Below are 19743 nucleotides of genomic sequence, written 5' to 3'. Positions count from 1 at the left end.
TCCGGCGCCCTGGTGAGGTGAGGCTCGATCAGTTGCCCGCGTTCATGTAGGTGCCGCGGTAGTCGATCCAGGCGGCGCCGAACACCAGGCGGGCCTTGATCTCCATGCCGTCCACCTCGAAGCCCTGGCGGGTTTCGGTGAAGACGCCCTGCTCGCCCTCGAGGTAGGCGTACTCGAAGGTGTCCACGACGCCCGGGGCGGCGTAGAGGAACCACTGGTTGCCTTCGATGCGCGCGTCGACGATCACGGTCAGCGTGGTGTTGCGGCTGTCGTTGATGTCGGCGTTCTTGGCCGGCACGTAGTTGGAGCTGGTGAACTGGAAGGCCTCCAGCTCCTTGTCCGGGCCCACCACCAGGAATTCCGGCCCCAGGTTGAGGAAGTGGCCGGCCTTGGACTTCTGCTTGCGCATCGCGGCGCGGGCAGCAGCCAGGGAGGTGGTGCTGATCGCCCCGCCGCTGGCGGCGACGTTGCCGTGCGCGGCAGAGTAGATTTCCTGGTTGTCCACGAAGGTGGGGTTACCCAGCAGCAGGTCCCACACCACGTTGGACTCGGTCTGGCCGGCGGCCGCGCCGAGGGCCTGCGGGATGCGGGTCAGTGCCGACAGATCATCGTTGACGATGGCCTCCCAGGTGATGGCGATGATCTTGCCGAACTTCGCCACCTTGATCGGCGCGCCCTCCTCGTCGAGGGTGCCGTACTTGTACTCGCCGGACTCGTTGACCTTCTCCAGCGCCGCGATGTCGCCCAGGGCCACGCGAGTGGCCTCACGGAAGTCCGGCAGACTGGTCTGACGGCCCAGCGGGCGCCAGGTCTGCGGCGTGAGCTCGTAGGCCGCGCGCAGGGTGCGGTTCACGGTGCTACCCAGCAGCAGCGGGAAGTCGCTGATGGTGTGCATGCCGGCGGCGCGCACCGACTCGGCGCTGCAGCCCAGGGCGGCGGTGGCGATCTCGCGCGGCGTCAGGCCGCGGGAGTTACCACCGGCCAGGCTGATGCACTCGCGGGCCAGGTCCAGCAGGCGCATGCCGCGGAACTCGCGGGCGGCGTCTTCCAGCTTGGAGGCCGGGCTGCAGCGGTGCTGCAGAGCGTTCTCCATGGCAGAGCGCTTGGCGCGAACCACCGACAGGTCGATGGTGCCCGACGGGGTCGGCTGCGCACTGCGGCTTTCCGGCTGCTCCGTCTGCTGACGCTCGGCCAGCTTGTCGATCATGGCGGCGCTGGCCTGCTCGGCAGTGACGCCGCGCTCCACCAGGTCATCAGCGAAGGCCTCGTCCAGGCCCACCTTGCGGGCCATCAGGCGGATGGCCTGGCCGCGCTTGCGCTCGGCCTCGGCAGCCTCGCGACGGGCGGTTTCCTCGGCCGCTCGGATTTCTTCTTCGGTCATCTTGGGTTCCTCTTGGGTCTTGGCCGAGACGGCCGGTTGCTCGGTCGGCGCGGCGGCCTCCCGGGTTTCGAAAACGGTGCTGAAGCGCGGTCCCTGGTAGTCGGCTTCCGTCTTGGTGCTGCGCGTCTTGGCGCCATCGTCGAAGCCGATCGGCACCAGCGAGAGCTCCATGGGCTCCCAGTCCACCGCGCGATAGGTGGGCAGCTTGTCGTCCGGCTCCTCGGTCATCTCGTAGCGATGCACCGAGTAGCCGACGCTGATGTTGCGCAGGATGCCGTCACGCACATCGCGGAAGATCGGCTCCACATCCTCGCGCTGGCTGAAGCGGACCAGGGCCCGGCCCTCCCCGCCCTCGAGCCAGGCACGTTCGACGACACCAATGACGTCGCCCAGCTCCCAGGTGCTGTGGGTATTGAGGAAGGGGGCGCCGTTGTTCAGCCGCTCCAGGCGCACCGCCGACTCGCTTACCTCCAACTCCTCCATGTAACTGCCGATGTCCCAGGACCAGCGGCGCCCCTTGGCGCCGGTGGTCCAGGTGATCTCGACGGTGCGATCTTCGATGTTCACCGAGTCGGGGCGGATGGCCGCCCGCAACTGGAGCATCGGCGTGTCATGCGTCTGTGCTTTCGCCGTCATCTGTCGGACTCTCTTCAGGTGCCTGCCCGGAGACAGGGTTGATTTCGGTGGATGGGATCTGAGTCCCAACCGGGCGCGCCTGAGTCAGGCCCGCGTTGGATACCTTCCTGGGGTCGCCATCCAGCACCAGACCGAGTTCGTCGAACAGCGCATTGGCTTTCGCGATCTCGCTCGCATGTGCAGCGGTATCGGTGATGCCCAATTCCCGCAGGGCATCCGGCCAGGTGACCAAGCCCAAGCGAAGCCGGTCCTTGACGTTCTCGGTCTCCGACTTCGGGTCAACCATGTCTCGGCGAGGAGGAACCCAGTCAGCGCGCGCCTCGCCGGATACCCCGCCAGGCGCCAGCAACTGGGCCTCCATGAACCATTGCCAGGAACGCTCACAGAGCTGTGGAATCAGGAGTCGCCACTGCCACACATCCACCCGCCGAGCGAAGTGCAGCCAGCCCATGCGCCCACTGGAGAAGTTCACCCCCTTCAGGTCATGGGAGAGCAGTTCGTAGGGGATGCCTAGGCCCACCGAGATGGCATGCAGGGCCTGCCACGAATAGGTGGAGTAGCCATTGAATGCCGGCGGCGAGGCGAAGCTCACATCCTCGCCAGGACCAAGCTCCTGGATGATCCCCGGTTCGATTCGCTCGATCAGCGGAGGCTTCTTCGCCCCGCCGCCCGCCGCATCGTCCTTGGTGACGAAGGCGGCGTAGCAGGCAGCGATCTTCGCCTGCTCCATCACCGCGTCTTCCATCTCGTCGAAGCTGCGCACGCGCTGCATCACCGGCGCCAACCAGGTGTAGCCGCGCGCCTGCCCCGGGCGCTTCGGCAGGAAGATGTGTGCCACGTCCTCCGCCGGGATGCGCCGCGACTGCATGCTGCGCCAGGTTCCGCTGGAGCCGGGGTGCTCGTCGAACAGCCAGTAAGCGACGCGCCGGCCGATGGAATCGAACTCGACACCCTGGATGATCAGGTTGCCGCCGTTCTGCCCGTTCTTCTCCTCGTCGAGGAAGTCCGGTTCCAGGACCTGCAGCTGAAGCGGAACGGCCAGGCCGTCTGTGCTCTTACGGCGCCGTCGGCGCACCAGGCATTCGCCAGACTCGACCACCGTCTCCATGATCTTGTGCTGCAGCCCGGAGAAGTTCTCCAGCCCGTCGGCATCGCACTGGACGGAGTCGGCCCAGGCGCGCCAGAGTGCGGCCAGTTTCTTCCCGGCACGCTCACTGCCGCCGATTGGTCGCGGCACGATGCCGGCGCCCACCACGTTGTCGGCGATGCCGGTGATGGCCCGCTCGACATAGGGGTTGTTGCGGCGCAGGTCCCTGGCGCGGTTGCGCAACACGGCCAGGGCCGGGGCGTTCTCGGTGTTGGCATCGGTGCCGGCCGAGCGCCAGCCGTCGTTCCGGCGTCCGCCGGCGGCCCCCTCGAAACGGCGCTCCATGAGCTGCAGCCGGAGCTCCGCCTGCTTTTGTCGTAGGCGAGCCTCGGCGCGCTTCGCGGCGCGGCCGGGAAGCCAGGTGTCAAGGAAGCCCATGTCAGAAGCCTTTCGAGAAGGAGGCGAAGCGGCGGCCGCCGTTGCTGGTGGCGTTCAGGCCCAGGTCAGACTCCATGAGCCGCAGGATGCGGATCATCTCGTCGACCGATCGATAGGTGACGCTGCGGTCGGCGAAGCGCACCGACAAGGCGCCTTCGGCGATGGCCGCCTTCAGCGCCTCGTACTGTTCCAGGGTGTAGGCCATCAGTTCCGCTTCCAGTAGTTGGATTTCGCCCGCGGGCGTTCCTGCTTGTCGTCTGCCGCAGCCGAGCCGCCCGGCTCTGGCTCCGCGGCCAAGGCATTGAGATCAAGGCCGAAGCGCTGCTGGCTGATGCGCAGCGCGGCCAAGGCATACACGAAGCAATCCAGCGCCTCGTTGCGCCGCCCCTGGTTGTCCCAGCGGTACTGCTGCGCCCCCTTGACGACCTTGAGCACCTTGCTTTCGGAGGTCAGTTGCTTAACCTCGGCCTCGTCGCACACCTGGTCGTTAGCCGGTAGGTGGATTACCTGGGGCTGGGTCACCCCAGCCTGGGACTTCGAAACATCCAGCGGCAGGCGCAGGCGGCTGTAGAAAAGCTCTTTGGCGTTGTCAGTGCCGACGGTCGTCAGGTACACGCCACGCTTGTCGCGCTTCGTGGGGAAGCTGGCGATGGGCTTGCCGTAAACCGGTGCGCCGATGATGGGAATCATCCAGAGCAAGCCGTTCTTCTTGCTGTCGTCGCAGACTTGATCGATGTAGTGGCCGCCCGCGTCCCAGCACCAGCGCTCGACCTTCATCACAAGGCCGTCGGCCCGAGTGAATTGGCGGTGCAGCTCCAGGTCGCGCTTGCGGCGCAGTTCTTCGCCACCCGGATCGCCCATCAGCACGAAGCGATAAACCAGCCAGCATTCCTCGTTGGGGCCCCAGGCCCAGACCCTCCCCTCATAGCGGTCATCTTGGGTATCGCCGCCACCAGTGAGGACCACAGCCTGGGCCGGGATTTCGCCTTGCCAGACCTCGCGGCGCCCAAGCAGTACGTCCCACTCGACGCGCTCGCCCTGGTCTTCCTCCCAGGTCTCGCCAAGGGTGGTGTTGACGAATGTCTTCAGGTCGCTGCGGCTGCCCTTGGCCTGAAGGAAGTCCTGTGCGATGCGCCCCCAGGGAACGAAGAAGCTATAGGCCGTCCAGATGTGGAAGCTGATGGACTCGGGGGTAGGGACCGGCTCCCCCTCGGCATCGAAGAAGTCGAAGCCATCCCGTGTCCAAATTCCGGTCTTCTCGCAGATCCAGCGCGCCTGACGTTGCGCCTCGAGCGCCTCGGAATAGCGGATCAGACAGCCGGTGGCCTCACACACGTACCAGGCATTTTCCGGCTGGCCAGGATCCCATTTGATGCCGTAGGCGCAATCCTTGCCGCCCCACTTCAGGTATTGCTCCGCACCGCAGTGCGGGCAAGGAATGTGATAGCGCAGCAGGTGCGGCGACTTCTGGACGGCACCTTCGATCTGGCAACCGCCGCGGTCGATGGGTCCGCGCAGCTTAGGCGTGCTGCCCCTGATCGACTTCGGGAAGGTAGAGCCTTCAATCCGCTTGTCACCCAAGACCAGCGGAGAGCCCTCCTTATCGATGTCATGATCGAAAGCGGCCAGTTCATCATAGATGACGGTATCGGCCGAGATAGCCCGATAGTTCTTCGCGGCCTTGCCGCCGCGGCACCACAGCTGCTTGCCGTGGCTGAATTTCTTGATGTCGAGCGTATTGTCCCGGTGCTTCTTGCCGCACCAAGGCGCGAGCGCGCGGACGGCGCCGACGTCCCGGATCATGGTTTCGATCTCGGACTTCATGAACAGGTCGGCGCTGCCGTCGTCCGGCACGAAGAACGCGATGTGCCGGCGCTTGTGCTCGATCTGGTAGGCCGAGGCCGCCAGCAGCATCTTCGAGTAGCCGACGCGGGCGGACTTGATCACGTTGACGATTCGAATCTCGTCGTTGCCCATGGCGTTGAGCATCGCCACCTGGTAGGGCAACGTCTCCCAGCGGCCCTCCTGGTAGGAAGATTCGCTGGACAGGTAGAAGTTTTCGTCAGCCCATGCGACAGGTGTCTGTGGCGCGTCGCGTCGCAGCGACAGCAGACCGGCAGACATAGCAGCCTGGCAGGCCTCAATCTGCGCTGTCGATAAACTCGTCATGCCACTCCGGTAGGCGATCCGCCGCCTGGGCGATGGTGTTGCGCGCCTTGGTCAATTCGCGACTGATCGAGTCGAGCTGCCCTGGGGTGAGATCGGGGTGCCGGCGGCGCAGTGTCATGACCACCGTGTCGAAGATCGAGCCGGCGGCCGGGATGAATTTTGCGAAAGCGAAGGTGATGAACTCGGCCGGGATCAACCGCTTCTTGGTTACTTCGTTCTTCAGCTCCTGGGCCTCTGACTGGGCCGCAGTAAGTCGCAGGCGCTCCTGCGTGAGCCGATACTCGATCAGCGGATCAATGTCGTCCGAATCCGGGGCCGTTTCCGGTTTGACTTGGGCATTTCCAAGTCCCCGCAGATAGCGGATGTACGCCAGTCGACAGGCATCCACGTCGAATCCGCCTTTGCCCTTGGAGCCAGGCAGGACGCCGTCTGCAAGGAGATTACGCACCTGGCGATCACTGAGATCGAGGTGCTTCGCCACTTCGATCTGAGTTGCCATGCGATACCCAACCGGAACCGGAAACGGAAGTCCTGAAAAATGCCCGTGTATAGAGCGAGAACGGGGTTCGAATTACCCTCGACGGCCCCACCCCGGGGGAGAACCTAGACAGGGGGGTGTGGCACGCCAGTGGCGCCGGCCCAGAGCCATCCCCGTGCTTTTGTGGCACGCCACAGGCCCCGATTTAAGACCGCGGGCCCGACTGGGGCCGGCGCCTCCATTCGGTCGGCGTCCGCCCCTGTGCAGCCTTGGCGATGGCCTCTTCGATGTTCGCCTCGAGCCTGGCGTCGTCCTCGGCGATGCGCCGGACGATGTCGAAGAAGCGGAAGCGCTCGCGGTACTGGGGGGCGCGCACGAAGGCGAGCACCATGACCAAGTTCTCGCCACGGCGCTCGGCGATGCCGATGGGCCGCTTGCCTCGCTTCATGACGAAGAAGGCCTGCTCGTGCCCCTTATCCTTAGAGCGCTTGCTCTGTGTCGCATTCGCTCTGTAGCCAGAGGTGTATTCCGCCGCGCCGAGGCCCGAGAGAATCTGGCGCATCTGGCCGCGGCCCATGTTGCCGTACTGGTCCAGGCGGGCTCCCTCGGCAGGGACGATGAACATCCCCTTGGGCAAGATGCCCTTGGCTCGCAGGTTGCGCTCCGAGGCCTTGTCCACCCTGGGCCCACCGAACACCTGGGGCGCCACCCAGTCCTCGGGCGCCTGGCCCTTGGAGTTGTTGTCCTTGTCGTCCTTCACCCACAGCGCGGCCTCCAGGCGACTCGGCGTGGCGTTCAGGATGCGGATGGCATTACGGGTGAAGGGCGTCGGCTGATCGAACACATCGTCAATCTCCGACCGCAGTGCCTGGTTCGCCTGGTTGGCGGTGTGGTTCAGGGCATCGGCCAGCACACGGTTGGGCAGATCGCCGCCGAGGCTGGCCAGGGAAGCCACTGCGTCGTCCAGGTCCTGGGCACTGATGCTTCCGCGCATGGTCAGCCCTCGCGCTTCGGCAGTTTCCAGTCAGCGACACGATCGGCCAGGTCGGCGATCTTCTTCACGCCGAGGAACCCAGTGAAGACACCGGCGGCGGTGGCCATGTTCTGTGGCAGGCCGAGCCACTCCAAGACCGGGATCAGGCCCAGGGTGATCAGCGTGCAGAGCGTGGCTTCGAGCAGCGCCTGGCGCCGCGTGCCACCACCGTAGATGACGCGGGTTATCGCGACCAGGAAGGACAGGCCACCTGCGTACAGCACAGGTGCGTGCTGGCTCAACCATGCGAGCGCAATTGCAAGGAGCTCGGGTTTGTCGGACATCTTCATGGTCTCGATATCCCCTCTGCGGGGCGGAAACGAAAAAGCCCAGCGCTTGGGCTGGGCTTGGTATGGGTACGGGTGGTCGGCGCTGATCTCGGCTTGGCGTCTTAACGATCTAGGTCTGTGGTGGCGCCTGCACGACCGGGCATCGCCCATCAGCCTGGGCATTCACCTGCATTGAGTGCGTGCCTTTCCACGCCGTCCGAACAGGCCGCACCGGGAGTATCGAGGATGGCGATACGCCTGTTCTGCCGGTGTTTCCCGTATCACCGCACCGCCGGCAGACGGTGTTCGACTCCCCCTTGCGGGCCGTGCCGACCACGGTTCCAAATCTCTGGGCAATAAAAAACCCGGCACGATGGCCGGGTTTCGTTGCCGGTCTGTGCGACGCGCACGGATCAGCAGATGTGGGCAATTTCGCTCAAACGCTCACACAAGTCAACTGGCCTCCAAAAGTTTTTCGCGGGCAAGGATCTCGGTGACGTGCACCATGGCCTGCTCTTCCAAGCGGTCGAGTGCCTTCCTGATGTCTCGGCGCCAGCGGCTGCGGGTTGAGTCGGGCCGCGCTTCGTCGTCCCAGTTGTTGATGTCGTACCACTTGGCCGGCAGCACGATTACGCTGGTTGACCGCTTTCCATCCTTCCCCTTCATCCGGGGAATTGCCCAGGTCGCCACGGCACACTCGAAGAAGCGGGTAGGCGCCGGGCTCTTCACCTGCTGCGCCAGCCGCTCAATCGCCTTGCCGCGGCGCTCGTAGTGCGTCGAATACCGGGCATGCAGCACGTCCCACTCCGCCGGTGACAGTTCCCTGTGGAGCAAGGCGTGCAGCAGGCAGTCGTACTCGAACTGATCCTGGGCAGACAGCAGGGATCGGAACCCTCCATCGACCTTGCGTTCGATCAGCTTCTGCCAGCTCTGCTTCGCCGTGTTGTCGATGACATCGGCCGCCAGCACGCGAACGATCGCCGGCAGCACATCGCGATAGATTCCCGTCATGCAGCCCCCTTCGGCGGAGGGGTGATCCCCAGGACATCGCGCAGCAGCTGCTCGGCCGCGGCGCCCTTGACGTTGCCCTGCAGCACCCAGGCCTTGGCGAAGTCTTCGAAGCCGAGGGGCGACGGGCTGCCCATCCAACTGGCCACCAACTGGAGCAGGCAGGCCATCACCGTGGGCCCGGCGGGCATGGATGGCAGTTCCTGGGCCAGCACCTGGAGCAACTTGCGCTCGGGCTGGGTCATGCTTTTGCGCGGCGCGAGGGCCGTTACGTTGGTCATGCGGCTTTCCCCTTCTTGCCGTACTGGTTGGCGAACGTGCCCCGGCCCATCTCGACCTCTTCCTGGGAGGGCTCGCGGTAGCCGAACAGGTTGACGAATCGGCCGTACTGGCCCTGCTGCTGGACGTGGCACATGCCGGGCGCCGCGTTGCGGTTCTTCGGCATGAGGATCTCGGTGATGCCGTTCTGGCCCTCCTCGGTGTCCATGTCGCGGTGGACGATCAGGATGCAGCTGGCGTCGGCCTCGATCTCGCCCGAGTCGCGCAGGTCGCTGGCCTGGGGCCGCTTGGCCTTACCAGTGCGCTTGGTCGATTCCCGGTTGAGTTGGGAGAGCTCGATGACGGGGACGTCCAACTCCTTGGCCAGGCGCAGCAGGGCCTTGCTCACGGCGCCGACCTCGTCCGCGCGCGTGCGCCCCTTCACCTCGACCGGCACCAGGCCCAGGTAGTCCACGACGATGCCGGCCAGGCCGTGTTCACGCTTGGCGCGCCGGGCGATCGAGCGCATGCGCGAGGGGGTGACGGCGGGATCGTCGCAGATGAACAGGGGGGCGTCCTTGGACTGGTTGGCCGCGACGTTGAGGCGCTGCCAGTCCTCCTCGTCCATGTCCTTGGGCGACTCCAGGCGCTTGAGGTCGATTCCGCCCAGCGAAGCGATCGCGCGGATGCCCAGCTCCTCCTCGGGCATCTCCAGGGAGAACACCAACCAGGGCTTGCCGCGCTTCACCGCGTTGTGCTGGGCGATCTGCAGGGCCAGGGTGGTCTTGCCGCTGCCGGGCAGGCCGGCGATCACGGTGACCTTCTTCGGGCGGATGCCGCGCATCAGCCTGTCGAGGTCGGCCAGACCGGTTTCCTGGAACTTCGGCAGCCGGTCGTTGAGGCCGTCATCGATCTTGTCGCAGGCCTTCAGCACCACCTCGTCCAGGCGCCGATAGGCCGGCGCGTCATCGTCCAGGTCGCGCAGGTCGGCCATCGCCTCCTGAGCCCTGGCGATGATCTCGGCCAGCGGACGGTCCTCAGTGGCCAGGTCCTCGACGGTGCGCGCGGCGTCGATCAGCCGGCGCAGCACGGCTCGCTCGCGCAGGTGCCGCGAGTAGGTGCGCCAGTTCGCCGTCGACGGGACGTTCCTGTTGATCTCGCCGGCATAGGCCAGCGTGCGCCCCTCGCTCGGCAGTGTCGGCCGGACCTGTGCCACCGTCACCGGATCGACAGGCACGCCCTCGGCGTGGAGATCGGCGATCACCTGGAACAGCGCAGCGTTGTCGTCGAAGTAGAAGTCCGCCGCAGTGATCCCCTCGACGATCTGGTCCACCAGGTTCGTGTCCTGCTGCGCAGCGGCGCGCAGGATGGCGCCGAGCACGCCGTGTTCGGCCTCGAGGCTGTACAGCTCCCGGCTCATGCGTCCACCTCGCTACGGGCAGATCCCCAGGTGAAGCGGACAGCCCGGCCACCCTGGCGCAGGCGATCCAGCGCCCGCTCGCCGATGAAGTCCTGCAGCGTCAGCTCCCCGGCCTGGGCCGCCGCGGTGTCGGCCGGCAGGTTGGAGATGAGCACGGTGGGCAGCACCTGCTGGTAGCGTTGGTCGATCACTTCGTGCAGCAGGCCGCGCTCGTACTCGGTGCCGCCCTGGGCCCCCACCTCGTCGATCACCAGCAGGTCGAAGCCCACCAGCTCCTCGATCACGTCGCGCTCGGTGTACTGGGCGTTCCTGGCCATGGCGCCCTTGGCCACCCGGATGATCTGGGCGGCGCTGGTGATGACGGCCTGGGCACCGTGCTCGCGGATCACGTGCTGGACGATGGCGCTGCCCAGGTGCGTCTTGCCGGTGCCGACGTTGCCCACCAGCAGCAGCGAGCGGCCGGCCTCGTAGTGCTCCGGGAACCGCTCGGCGAAGTCGCGGCAGCGGACCAGTACCTGAGCCATCGGCACGCTGCCGTCGGCCTGGTAACTCTGGAACGTCGCCTTGCGGAATCGCGGGGTGATCCCCGAACCGATCAGCAGAGCGTTCAGCTTGCGCTGCTGCTGGACCTGCTGGGCCTGCAGGTGCTGCTCGCTGCCTTCCGGCGAAGTGCGCAGGCCGGCGAAGTGGCAGGCCGGGCAGCCGACGACAAGCATGCCGCCATCGAACTGCTCAACGCTGGCCTCGGTGTAGCGGCCGTGCACCGGGCACTCGGCGCCGTTGTCCGGTCCCTGGGTGCGCTCGGGAGCGCGGACGAAGTTAGAAATTCGGGCCGTCATGATCGGGCTCCTCCTGGTACATGTCGGGGGTGTGCTTGGGGAGGTTGGTGAAGTTCGAGGGCTTGGCGCCTGGGGGCCGGCCATCCTTGCCCGGGAACAGACCAGTCCAGCCATTGGTGACGCTCTCCAGGATCACCGCATCGGGATTGGGGTGGTCGGCCAACTTCGCCGCCTGCTGGCTGCAGGAGGTCGGCGTCAGCGGCTTGCGGATCTCCCGCCGGTGCTGCACCCACTTCGCCCAGGCGTCGGCGCTCACGTTGTCCGGCTTGGCGGTCAGGGGATCGAACGCCGCGTCACGCTTCTTGCGCACAGGCTTCGGGGCCGGCTCGTCCTGATCACCTGCCGCGCCAGCGGCTTCCCCCTCGGGGGTAAGGGGGGTTCTTTTCCCTGTCCCTGTCCCTGTCCCTGTCCCTTCTTAGCCGTGACCAGTGCGTGACCTGTCACGGTGACAGGCGCGTGACCTGTCACGGACTCGTCACCGCCAAGGCGCGACACCTCGTCACGCAATTCCTTGGTCTTTATGTTCCAAGGGAGAACCACGCCGCGCTCGCGGAGCCAAGCGAACATCGCCTGGCGAGCATCGCGCTCACGCCGCTTGCGCTCGTTCTCCGCTGCCTTGCCCTCCCGGTACTCCAAACGCTCGGCCCACGCCTCTAGGGCCTTCTCGGCAACGACAGGGTGGTAGAGACGGCCATCGGAGCATTCGACGAATCCGCGCAGTGCGCCTTCACGAACCTTGCGCCAGCCCTTCAGGTCGGTTCGACCATAGCCGGCATAGGCGGCCAGCGTGGCGTCCGCGTTCGGAAGAGAGCCAGCCGGAACCTGGTTCCATGACGCACACCACAGCAGCACGGCGGCGCGGAACTCGTCTCCAGTTGCCTCGATGGCCAGATCGCTATCACGCAACCGATTGACGTCCAGCGGCATGAACGGGAGCCCGCGCAGATCGCAATCAGCTGGCGTGAACGGATCAGGAAGCGACATCGCCACCCTCCTCCTTCTCAGGCCACCAGGTCTTTTCGGTGCGCAGCAGGATGCGCGCGTGTGCCATGACCGCCCGCAGTTGATCCGGCGAGAGGAGCACCAAGTCTTCCTCGCCCATCGAGGGCGTCTGACTGATGGCGAAGTAGCCGCCGTGGCTGATGTACACATCGGTTTCGAATGTCGGTTTGAGCTTCATATGTCGAGCTCCTCGGTGATCCGGCGGATGAAGTCGTCGTAGGTCTCAGCCATGGAGAAGCCCGCCGCTTCGAGCGCTGCGCGATTGAGCTTGGCGTGGCGGTACATCAACAGCCGCTCGCTCTCGCGCAGGTCGCGGAATTGTTTGTAGGAGGGCCAGGGGCCGGAGATCACTGCCCCCCCCTGGCCGTTGCGGCTGGTGGTGATCCGGCCGGGCTGCAACTGGTGGCGGCTCATCGGGCACGCTCCAGGCGCGCAACGAGCGTCCGCAGCTTGCGCTTGAGGCGGGTAGTCAGGTCGCGCTGAGCCTTCCAGCGCCTGTAGGCGGGATCGGTGAACTCCAGCACTGGCTCGAACCTCTCGTCGTACGGATCGATACGGCGGTTGTCGCCATACGGACGGCCATAGGCCGCGAAGTACGTGGTGTACAGCGTATTCAGCTCGCGGCGCAGCGCGTTCCGCTTGGTCTCCGCCAGTTGATACTCAACCGCCGCCTCGGCGATCTGGATAAGTTGCTGCTGCTCGTCGGGTAGCTTGATCATGCTTGTGCTCCAGAGGCGCCGAACAAGGTCGCCAGATCGATTTGATAAACGGCTGCCCAGGCGCCCGCAGGCCATGCTTTGACCTTGCCGAAACGGCGGTCGGGGACGATCTCGGGCTGAACGCCATTGGTCTTGCACCACTTGCGCAGGTGGACGTAGGCGTTGAACGGGTACTCGGTGCCGGTGGCGATCTCGACAGCAGTGACCGTGGCGAAGCGAGTACCGCGGCCCAGCTCATCCTCAAGCCGGCGCACCTGGCGAACAGCGGAGGACGCGGCCGCCATCGCCTGGGCTTCCCGGCGGCTGCCGATCTGCGCCTTGGTGGCAATAGCGTGGTCACGCTCAGCGGCGAGCTGCTTGTTCTCGCTGATGAGTGCGAGCTGCTGCTCTACCGATCCCTGGAGTGCCAGCAAAGCCCCTTCATGGCTAGACACATCCGGCAGAGACTTCAGCTTCTCCTCCAGCGCCGTCATGTGGTCGAAGACGGCGGCCTGCAGGTCGTAGCTGTAGGACATGGCCATCAGGCAGGACTCGCGCTTCGGGAAGCGGTAGCCACGGCGCGGCCGCCCGTAGCTGTCAGGGAGATCGGCTGCAAATTCAGCCGATCTTTCGCCAAGCACTTCCGGCACCTTCGCCAGGAAGTTCTTGTGCAGCAGCTCGGGGAACTCATCCGAGGGGAACGGCTGCCCGGCCTGCTCTGCCTGCTGCTTGCGGTGCTCATTGATGAAGTCGACCAACTCCAGGCTGGTCATGGTGGCGGCCTGGCCGCCGGTGGTGGTCAGGCCGGTCATTCCAGATCCCCCTTGGCGAGACGCTCGCCGATCTCCGCGGTGCCTTCCTCGAACAACCGCAAGGACAAGCAAGCGTCGCCCAGGCTCGCGAGCAGCCGGAGCAGGTTCATTGCTTCTTCGCTGCGCATGTCGTCGTCGTGATCGATCAGCAGGGCATTCAGACTTGCCATGCCATTGGTGATGGTGAACTGGAGATCCCGCGCGGCGTCCTGCACGCGCGCGACGCGAGCAGCATCCGGTTCAAGGCCGTTCCAATAGTCATCGGCGCACTGAAGCACCTGGGACCAGGCGTGAAGGTTCTTAGTCATGCCGGCACCCCCAGCTTGCCCAGCAGGCCGATGAGGTCTTCACCGGCAAGCTTGGCCATGGTGATGATCGCGAGGTTGATAGCGTCGACCTGGTCGCCGGTCAGGCGCGGCCCAGGCTCGCTCCCCTCGAAAGCCAGGTCTTCGCGAACAGCGACAGCCAGGTCGCCGACGGCGGTGATGTAGCCCTGGAGCTGGTCGGCCAGGGCCTGCACTTCGGTTCGGGCCTTCATTCCTTGCGCCCTCCCTGCGCCCGGAGGCGCTCAGTGCAGGCCATCTCGAAATCCAGCAGCCCGTAGATGCCACCGCCCAGCTCCTCAAGGAGCCAGCCCAGTCGCCCAGCCGTCTCCTGGCCAAGTTCGCCCTCCGTCGCAGCGGTGGCGATCAGTGCGCCGATGGCGGCCACCCCCAACGAGATGTTGTAGATGGCGTCGCGGGCGGTGTTCAGGTCCTGCTTGATCTCGCCGATCTGGTCGGCGTTGAGCACCTCGTCCGCATCGCGCTTGCACTTCTTCCGAATCACATGGCCGAGGTTCATTCGGATGCCCCCCCTTCATGGCGCACCACACCGCGCCGGGCGGAATCCACCAACTCCGCGGCGCACCGAGCAAGGAACTCGATGCCGAAGTGGACGCCAGGCTCCAGGGGGTCGCCATCCAGATCGCTGAAGAGGAACTGGATGCTATTGATGAGGCGCTCTGCCTCCCTCAGAGCCTCGTCCACCGAGGTGTTGGGGTAGATGCGGAAGCTCCCCATTGGGGTGCAGGGATCGACCTTGATAGAGGTTTTCATGCTGCCCCCCCCTCTTCCCGGTCCTTCTGAAGGGCCGACACCGAGGCGTCGATCAGTTCGGCGGCGCAGCGCGCGGCAAGCTCCAAGGCGGCGAGATTGGTGAACTCCCCATCCGGCTGGAGGAGGTACAGGTTGAGCGGATCGGCGAGGCTGTGGTTGACGCTGGCGGCCATGCCAAGAGCAGCTTCAACCGACAGACTTGGGTGGACACTGAAGTACTTGTACGCGGGGAGCGGATCGACTTTGAGGAGGCTCATACTTCACCTTCCTGGCGCTCGAAAGCGCGCTGGCAGGAGGAAACCATTGCGCCAACTACGCTGCTTGCCAGGGCAAGCACCTGCAGCTCCATGCCGTTTGCGTCCCCCTCCCCCTCATCCGCGAGGCGCTTCAGAAGACAGGTGATCCCATCGTTCAGCGTGGCGGCATCGATCATCACGTCAGAACAGGGAATCCCAGGATTAACCTGGAGGATCTCGTGACCGGAAGGCGCGTTGCTCCAGAAGTAGCAGCCGGTCGTTATGAGCGCGGTTTTCTCTTGTTGCGCCGCGCCCGGCGCTTTGGTATTTTCGGGTTGTTGCATTTTCTCGCTCCTTTCAAGCGATGAAGTACGAGCCACCCGCTGCAACGAGTGGCGACTGAAGAACCCGCCCTGCAAGGCGGGTTTTTTGTTGCCTGAAATCTGGACGGATAGCGCCATCATCCAGGCAACTGAAAAGATGCAAGCCTTCGAATCAGGGCGGCCGGTGCATAGGGCCTGGATAGAAGAACGCGCGGGCGTAACACAGGTGATCAGCACTGCAAGAGCTCCTCAGGAATGATTGCTTCACTCCTTTAATTGCTCCGGCGTGGGCCCACTTTTCGTAGTTCTGGATTTTTTCCACCCGCGCAGTGCGCGGAAAATTCGCCGCGCTCACGCTGAGCCCCCAGTGCTGGATGGATCACCAGCAGGTTTGTTGGGCTGCCCTGATTGGCAGTCGGCGGGCATCATTTGGGCATGGTCGGCGGAGCTATCGATGTCCCTAAAGGCGTCCGGGCGAGCAACACGAAGGAACATCAGCCGAGCGCGAGGAATTCCGTGCTTACGCCAGCCACTAACCGACGGCGGTTTCACCTCGCACAGCTCCGCTACGCGGAATGTCCCGCCGAGGGCGTCAATGATTTCGCTGGGGGTCATGTGCTGCTTCTCTGCTGTTCCGGCATCAGGATGTTAGGCATACCTTTTATTCTGGTCAATAGGAATACCTTACCCTCGTAATGATAGGCTCACCTAATGCAGACACTTCAAGAACGACTCAGGCACGCGATGGCTGGTCCGCCGAAGGTTACGCAAGCGGCGCTTGCGCGCGCCTGCCGCGTTAAGGCGCCTTCGGTAAATGACTGGCTGTCTGGAAAGACGAAAAGCATTGAGGGAGAAAATCTCCTCAATGCAGCGACCTTTCTAAAGGTGAGCCCTTTATGGCTTGCAACTGGGAAAGGCCCTATGCGCGAGCAAGCGATAGCGAGCAAGGATGAAAGCGAGCAGGCAGATCATTCGCTAAGCGAGCACGCAAACGTCATCCCGGTGGCCACGATTCCAAGGAAAAGGACGAAGTATCCGGTGATCAGTTGGGTTAGAGCTGGAGACTGGGCAGAGAGCCCGGACAATTTCCAGCCTGGCGATGCAGACGAATGGCTGGAATCGGAAGAGAAGGCCGGGCTCCATGGGTATTGGCTGGTCGTTAACGGGGACTCAATGACGCCTCTCTTCCCCCGGGGAGTCGGATATTGGTGCAGCCTGAAGGCTTCGATCTGATCAGCGGGAAGTACTATGTGGCGATCTGCTACGAGCCGGGGAAGAAACGCGACACCACTGTGAAGCAGTATGTCCGCGATGCTGGGTTCGAATACCTAAAACCGCTGAATCCCACCTATCGCACGCTTGAGGTCAGCGAGACAGTCCGCATCATTGGGCGCGTGATCGACTACAAGCTACCCCGCGGCGTGCTGTAGCTATAGGCAGATCATGGGGGAATGGCGCCCGTTTGTTGCTGATCTGGAATACCAGAAAATAAGGAAGGTAGTAAGAACTCAGGTAGGGATAACGGTGCAGAATATGCGAAACGCATGTTCCTGAAAATATCCTTCATAAGAAATGGCCAATAAAGCAAAGGGACTTATCAATGGCAGAGACAGTAACAAAGACGATTCATTACAAGCGCGCAGTAATATCCGGAGGAGGGACTCTCCAAGAGATACTTGGTCGCGTATTCTCGGAAGGAAGCACAGCCCATAAAGTCGGCAGCCGCAAAGAGATAGTAAGCACTGACACTAATAGCTTTCGGGTGATAAACCATAAGAGAGACTATAGTGGAATGCTGTTCTGCCAAATGATTTACTTCGAACCAGGGAAAAGCCAGGCGTATATAACTCTTGATGAAGATGCCGAATCATACGCATTAGACGCCCTAACAAATGAAGCCCTGAATAATATTAGCGAGCCAGAAGAGCGAGACCGCCACAGAAGAGAGTTCGTTGATTCTTTCTTGTACTTTGGGGTATTTGAAAATCATTTAGTTGTACTGCAATCAAGCGCCTTGAGATGCAGAGAGCTTGAGGCCCATCTTGGATGGTTGATTGGCTCATTTGGAGGCGTGGCCTTAGGAACAGCAATCGTTCTCCAGGATCAACCGTCTCAAGCTACGTTTGAGAAAATTTCCCGGTCCCCCGTGAAGAAGATTCATGTCGGCTCACCGTTAACCACCGCGCAGGAAATCCCAGAGGGGGAGCGTGCCCAGGCGGCCATTTCGCAGACCGGCAAGGGCGAAGAAGAAATAGAGGAGCTAAGCGCCAGAAAGGTACGATTCTTCCCAACAGGATTTGCCGGCGACGTGATAAAAGCGGCGCTCGGGGCGGATTGGTTCAACAGATTGGACCTTGAAGAAGACCTAGACGAAGCTAACCTCAAGGTCAGCCTGGAAATCACCTACGTCCGTCAGACGACTCGGACAGGGCAGCAGGTCATTGATAACATCGCCACGTCGCTGCGGCATGTCGACGAAGCTGACGTTCGGATCGAGCTGAACGGCGGAGGGGAGATCAAGGGAGGCGACCTGAAGCTTTCGGGCCCTATTTCCGTATCCAAGCTGGTGAATGGATTGCTTGACGAGGGCGTCCTGTATCACAAAATGCATGGTTGGCTTGTAGGCAAACTCAGACAGGGCGACGCTGACGCAGAGCAAAACGCAGAAGAGTGACGCGATGATTAGACAGCAAGGGTGGAGTGGGCTCGGGGCAATGGCAGTAATTCTGTCTGCCGCGATAGGGGCTCTTGCTGCTCATTACATTGTTTCATCCTTTGATCAGAACACCCCGCCAGTTGTACAGTGGGGTTTGCTGACCGTGTTTCTTTTGCCAATGGGCTTTGCAATTCAGCTATGGACAAGCCTAAATGGAATTAGGGAAACAAAAGGACTAAGTGGAAATGAGCGGCGAAGAATCAGAGTAACTATAGATGGCAAGATAAGACAAGTACAGATAGCAATCTGCTTCTACGTACTATCTGCCATGGTAATAGCGTTCGGCCTTCTTCTCTCCCCTAGAAGCTGGCCGATCTATCATATCGTTACCGTATTCACCGGAATGAGCCTTGGAATTAGTACTGCCAGTATCTTCTTAATTCTTCATGAATGGAGAGAGATATCTAGCTTCAAAAGTAAAGTTTTTGAGCGAAGCGTACGAAAAAAGCAACTCGAAAAGAAATTAGAATCTCTAAACCACAAGCATGAATGAGAAGCCCCGCACCGCGGGGCTTTTCGTTTCTGCCCCTTGACCGTCCTACTCGTTTTGGTAAATTTTCCCTGCCCTGGAGCTGGGAAGACAGCAGCTTCGGGCGAGGCCGTATCGATTGGGTACGGCCTTTTTCGTTTCTGGCGATCCAGTTCCTGCCTGCTACGCTGAAGATTCCGTGCTGAGACCTTTCCGGCCGCCCGTCCCTGATCGAGGCGGCCTTTCTTTTTCTGGCATCTGCACAGGAGGGCGCCATGGGGCAGCCACATCGACCGACCTTCTGGGTTCTTCTCTTCGCCTGGGCTATCGCCTCGGCAGCGATTGTCTCCGTCATCTGGCTGATGCTGGAGCGAATTGGACCAGGTTGGTGATCGCATCAATAGCCCCGCTTCGGCGGGGCTTTTCGTTTCTGGTCTCTTCCTACCAAGCGCTCTCGTCTACCTGCCACCGGATGGTGACGGCGCCCTCCTCGCCTTCCTCGATCTCCAGCCCATCGTTTGAGCGCATCTCTTCCAACAGCCGCTCCCAGTCTTCCTGCGCCTCCTCTTCCAACTTGCGGATTGTCACCGCTCGCACCCGCTGCACTGGCGGCGAGCTAATCAGCCGCTGAAGCCTCGCCACCAGAAGACTGTACCCGGACGGTTGCTTTTCCTGCTTGCGTGCTGCCTTTGCCATGCTGAACCTCCACCCATTTACTGTTTATTCATACAGTATTTCGAGATTCAATGTACTGCAAGCCCGTTCCTATCGCCCAGGCCTTTGGCCACCTCATACGATTGTGGTCACGAAATAAATTAGGCATGCCTATTGATTCCAATGAAAGGTATGCCTAATATTCTTCTCAACATCAAGCGATGTGCCGCCAGCAAGGCGAGAAATTTAAGCATCTGCATGGAGCAACGTTTATGACCACTGCAACAACCAGCATCACCGCACACGGCCTCACCGGTTTCCTTGGCAAGGGCCTTTCCCTGCGGGAGCTGCAGTGCGTCCTGGGCATCGCTGCTGGTCGTACCTCGAAGGAGCTTGCTCGCGATTTGGACATGCAGCCGGCCACGGTCGACAAGCGCGTCTTGGCAGCTACCACGAAGCTCGGGATCACCCGCCGGGCAGCCCTCGTCGCCGAGGCGTTCAAGCGCGGAATCCTCGCCCCGGCCTGCGTGATGGTGCTGGCCGGCATGGCTGCGCTTCACCCCATCCTCGACGACGATCCGATGCGCCGCGACCGCCGCCCGCCGGAGCGCAAGACCGAGCTGCGCCAGGCGGGCCGCCGCAGCGAAGAGGCAGGACTGATAGCCGCGTGATCAGCGGCGTGCGCTCCTGATCGAGCGTAGTCCGGTGACCACCCACAAC

At 62.9% G+C, this 19743-nt stretch carries 28 protein-coding genes and 1 pseudogene; 5 read left to right on the top strand and 24 right to left on the bottom strand.

The annotated features are described in order from the left end of the window. Nucleotides 1–28: 28 nt before the first annotated feature. The 23 genes and pseudogenes from PKO50_RS03420 to PKO50_RS03310 form a co-directional block, all read right to left on the bottom strand. A complete protein-coding gene (locus PKO50_RS03420; protein WP_275628821.1) occupies nt 29–2017 on the bottom strand; it encodes a prohead protease/major capsid protein fusion protein in 1989 nt (662 codons plus the stop codon). Next, complete coding sequence (locus PKO50_RS03415) at nt 1992–3542, bottom strand: phage portal protein (RefSeq protein ID WP_275628820.1); 1551 nt, start codon at nt 3540–3542, stop codon at nt 1992–1994. The genes PKO50_RS03420 and PKO50_RS03415 overlap by 26 nt, the downstream gene beginning before the upstream one ends. A gap of 1 nt (nt 3543) precedes the next feature. Beyond that, nucleotides 3544–3747, bottom strand: coding sequence for a hypothetical protein (locus PKO50_RS03410; protein WP_275628819.1), 204 nt, complete (start codon nt 3745–3747; stop codon nt 3544–3546). Further along, the gene (locus tag PKO50_RS03405) at nt 3747–5711 is read right to left on the bottom strand and encodes a terminase gpA endonuclease subunit (RefSeq protein WP_275628818.1); all 1965 of its coding nucleotides are present in this window, start codon (nt 5709–5711) and stop codon (nt 3747–3749) included. Before PKO50_RS03405 ends, PKO50_RS03410 begins: the two co-directional genes overlap by 1 nt. Continuing rightward, nucleotides 5683–6210, bottom strand: a complete 528-nt coding sequence (locus tag PKO50_RS03400; protein ID WP_109934488.1) for a terminase small subunit — start codon at nt 6208–6210, stop codon at nt 5683–5685. The genes PKO50_RS03405 and PKO50_RS03400 overlap by 29 nt, the downstream gene beginning before the upstream one ends. Before the next feature lie 184 nt (nt 6211–6394). Then, nucleotides 6395–7183: a hypothetical protein gene (locus tag PKO50_RS03395; protein WP_275628817.1), complete on the bottom strand. Its 789-nt coding sequence runs from the start codon at nt 7181–7183 to the stop codon at nt 6395–6397. Between the two features lie 2 nt (nt 7184–7185). Then, nucleotides 7186–7512, bottom strand: a complete 327-nt coding sequence (locus PKO50_RS03390) for a phage holin, lambda family (RefSeq protein ID WP_275628816.1) — start codon at nt 7510–7512, stop codon at nt 7186–7188. A 432-nt stretch (nt 7513–7944) separates the two neighbouring features. Continuing rightward, the gene (locus PKO50_RS03385) at nt 7945–8502 is read right to left on the bottom strand and encodes a hypothetical protein (protein ID WP_275628815.1); all 558 of its coding nucleotides are present in this window, start codon (nt 8500–8502) and stop codon (nt 7945–7947) included. Further along, nucleotides 8499–8780, bottom strand: coding sequence for a hypothetical protein (locus PKO50_RS03380; RefSeq protein ID WP_275628814.1), 282 nt, complete (start codon nt 8778–8780; stop codon nt 8499–8501). Before PKO50_RS03380 ends, PKO50_RS03385 begins: the two co-directional genes overlap by 4 nt. Then, entirely contained in the window at nt 8777–10177 is a 1401-nt protein-coding gene (locus PKO50_RS03375) for a DnaB-like helicase C-terminal domain-containing protein (protein ID WP_275628813.1), read from the bottom strand. The genes PKO50_RS03380 and PKO50_RS03375 overlap by 4 nt, the downstream gene beginning before the upstream one ends. Beyond that, entirely contained in the window at nt 10174–11016 is an 843-nt protein-coding gene (locus PKO50_RS03370; protein ID WP_275628812.1) for an ATP-binding protein, read from the bottom strand. Before PKO50_RS03370 ends, PKO50_RS03375 begins: the two co-directional genes overlap by 4 nt. Continuing rightward, a pseudogene (locus PKO50_RS03365) lies at nt 10997–11317 on the bottom strand (hypothetical protein); the annotation flags it as partial. The pseudogene PKO50_RS03365 and the gene PKO50_RS03370, both read right to left, overlap by 20 nt. Continuing rightward, nucleotides 11290–11943 carry a DUF1376 domain-containing protein gene (locus PKO50_RS03360; RefSeq protein ID WP_275630420.1) on the bottom strand — a complete coding sequence of 218 codons (654 nt, stop codon included), beginning with the start codon at nt 11941–11943 and terminating at the stop codon, nt 11290–11292. The gene PKO50_RS03360 and the pseudogene PKO50_RS03365, both read right to left, overlap by 28 nt. 43 nt (nt 11944–11986) lie before the next feature. Next, entirely contained in the window at nt 11987–12196 is a 210-nt protein-coding gene (locus PKO50_RS03355; protein WP_275628811.1) for a hypothetical protein, read from the bottom strand. Then, nucleotides 12193–12432 carry a hypothetical protein gene (locus tag PKO50_RS03350; RefSeq protein WP_275628810.1) on the bottom strand — a complete coding sequence of 80 codons (240 nt, stop codon included), beginning with the start codon at nt 12430–12432 and terminating at the stop codon, nt 12193–12195. Before PKO50_RS03350 ends, PKO50_RS03355 begins: the two co-directional genes overlap by 4 nt. Next, complete coding sequence (locus PKO50_RS03345) at nt 12429–12737, bottom strand: hypothetical protein (RefSeq protein WP_275628809.1); 309 nt, start codon at nt 12735–12737, stop codon at nt 12429–12431. The genes PKO50_RS03350 and PKO50_RS03345 overlap by 4 nt, the downstream gene beginning before the upstream one ends. After that, nucleotides 12734–13528 (bottom strand): hypothetical protein, encoded by a 795-nt coding sequence (locus PKO50_RS03340; RefSeq protein ID WP_275628808.1) that lies wholly within the window; start codon nt 13526–13528, stop codon nt 12734–12736. Before PKO50_RS03340 ends, PKO50_RS03345 begins: the two co-directional genes overlap by 4 nt. Continuing rightward, complete coding sequence (locus tag PKO50_RS03335) at nt 13525–13836, bottom strand: hypothetical protein (RefSeq protein WP_275628807.1); 312 nt, start codon at nt 13834–13836, stop codon at nt 13525–13527. Before PKO50_RS03335 ends, PKO50_RS03340 begins: the two co-directional genes overlap by 4 nt. After that, nucleotides 13833–14066, bottom strand: coding sequence for a hypothetical protein (locus PKO50_RS03330; RefSeq protein WP_275628806.1), 234 nt, complete (start codon nt 14064–14066; stop codon nt 13833–13835). The genes PKO50_RS03335 and PKO50_RS03330 overlap by 4 nt, the downstream gene beginning before the upstream one ends. After that, nucleotides 14063–14371, bottom strand: a complete 309-nt coding sequence (locus PKO50_RS03325) for a hypothetical protein (protein WP_275628805.1) — start codon at nt 14369–14371, stop codon at nt 14063–14065. The genes PKO50_RS03330 and PKO50_RS03325 overlap by 4 nt, the downstream gene beginning before the upstream one ends. Next, nucleotides 14368–14625, bottom strand: coding sequence for a hypothetical protein (locus tag PKO50_RS03320; protein WP_275628804.1), 258 nt, complete (start codon nt 14623–14625; stop codon nt 14368–14370). The genes PKO50_RS03325 and PKO50_RS03320 overlap by 4 nt, the downstream gene beginning before the upstream one ends. Continuing rightward, nucleotides 14622–14882: a hypothetical protein gene (locus tag PKO50_RS03315; RefSeq protein ID WP_275628803.1), complete on the bottom strand. Its 261-nt coding sequence runs from the start codon at nt 14880–14882 to the stop codon at nt 14622–14624. The genes PKO50_RS03320 and PKO50_RS03315 overlap by 4 nt, the downstream gene beginning before the upstream one ends. After that, nucleotides 14879–15421, bottom strand: a complete 543-nt coding sequence (locus PKO50_RS03310; protein WP_275628802.1) for a hypothetical protein — start codon at nt 15419–15421, stop codon at nt 14879–14881. The genes PKO50_RS03315 and PKO50_RS03310 overlap by 4 nt, the downstream gene beginning before the upstream one ends. 474 nt (nt 15422–15895) lie before the next feature. On the opposite strand from PKO50_RS03310, the gene PKO50_RS34055 reads away from it, so the two are divergent. The 4 genes from PKO50_RS34055 (at nt 15896) to PKO50_RS03295 (ending at nt 18393) form a co-directional block, all read left to right on the top strand. Next, entirely contained in the window at nt 15896–16417 is a 522-nt protein-coding gene (locus PKO50_RS34055; RefSeq protein ID WP_346770491.1) for a helix-turn-helix domain-containing protein, read from the top strand. After that, entirely contained in the window at nt 16393–16614 is a 222-nt protein-coding gene (locus PKO50_RS34030) for a S24 family peptidase (protein ID WP_276598443.1), read from the top strand. The genes PKO50_RS34055 and PKO50_RS34030 overlap by 25 nt, the downstream gene beginning before the upstream one ends. A gap of 170 nt (nt 16615–16784) precedes the next feature. Next, nucleotides 16785–17858, top strand: coding sequence for a hypothetical protein (locus tag PKO50_RS03300; RefSeq protein ID WP_275628801.1), 1074 nt, complete (start codon nt 16785–16787; stop codon nt 17856–17858). Between the two features lie 4 nt (nt 17859–17862). Next, nucleotides 17863–18393 carry a hypothetical protein gene (locus PKO50_RS03295; RefSeq protein WP_275628800.1) on the top strand — a complete coding sequence of 177 codons (531 nt, stop codon included), beginning with the start codon at nt 17863–17865 and terminating at the stop codon, nt 18391–18393. Nucleotides 18394–18810: 417 nt separating this feature from the next. On the opposite strand, the gene PKO50_RS03290 is transcribed toward PKO50_RS03295, so the two are convergent. Then, complete coding sequence (locus PKO50_RS03290) at nt 18811–19065, bottom strand: DUF1654 domain-containing protein (protein ID WP_275628799.1); 255 nt, start codon at nt 19063–19065, stop codon at nt 18811–18813. Between the two features lie 230 nt (nt 19066–19295). On the opposite strand from PKO50_RS03290, the gene PKO50_RS03285 reads away from it, so the two are divergent. Continuing rightward, on the top strand, nt 19296–19694 hold the full coding sequence (locus PKO50_RS03285; protein WP_275628798.1) for a LuxR C-terminal-related transcriptional regulator: 399 nt from the start codon (nt 19296–19298) through the stop codon (nt 19692–19694). The last annotated feature ends 49 nt before the right edge of the window (nt 19695–19743 follow it).

This window comes from Pseudomonas sp. 273 (assembly GCF_029201425.1).
Lineage (GTDB): Bacteria > Pseudomonadota > Gammaproteobacteria > Pseudomonadales > Pseudomonadaceae > Pseudomonas > Pseudomonas delhiensis.
Note: the sequence above shows the minus strand (reverse complement) of the source record. Positions and strands in the feature narration are given on the sequence as shown.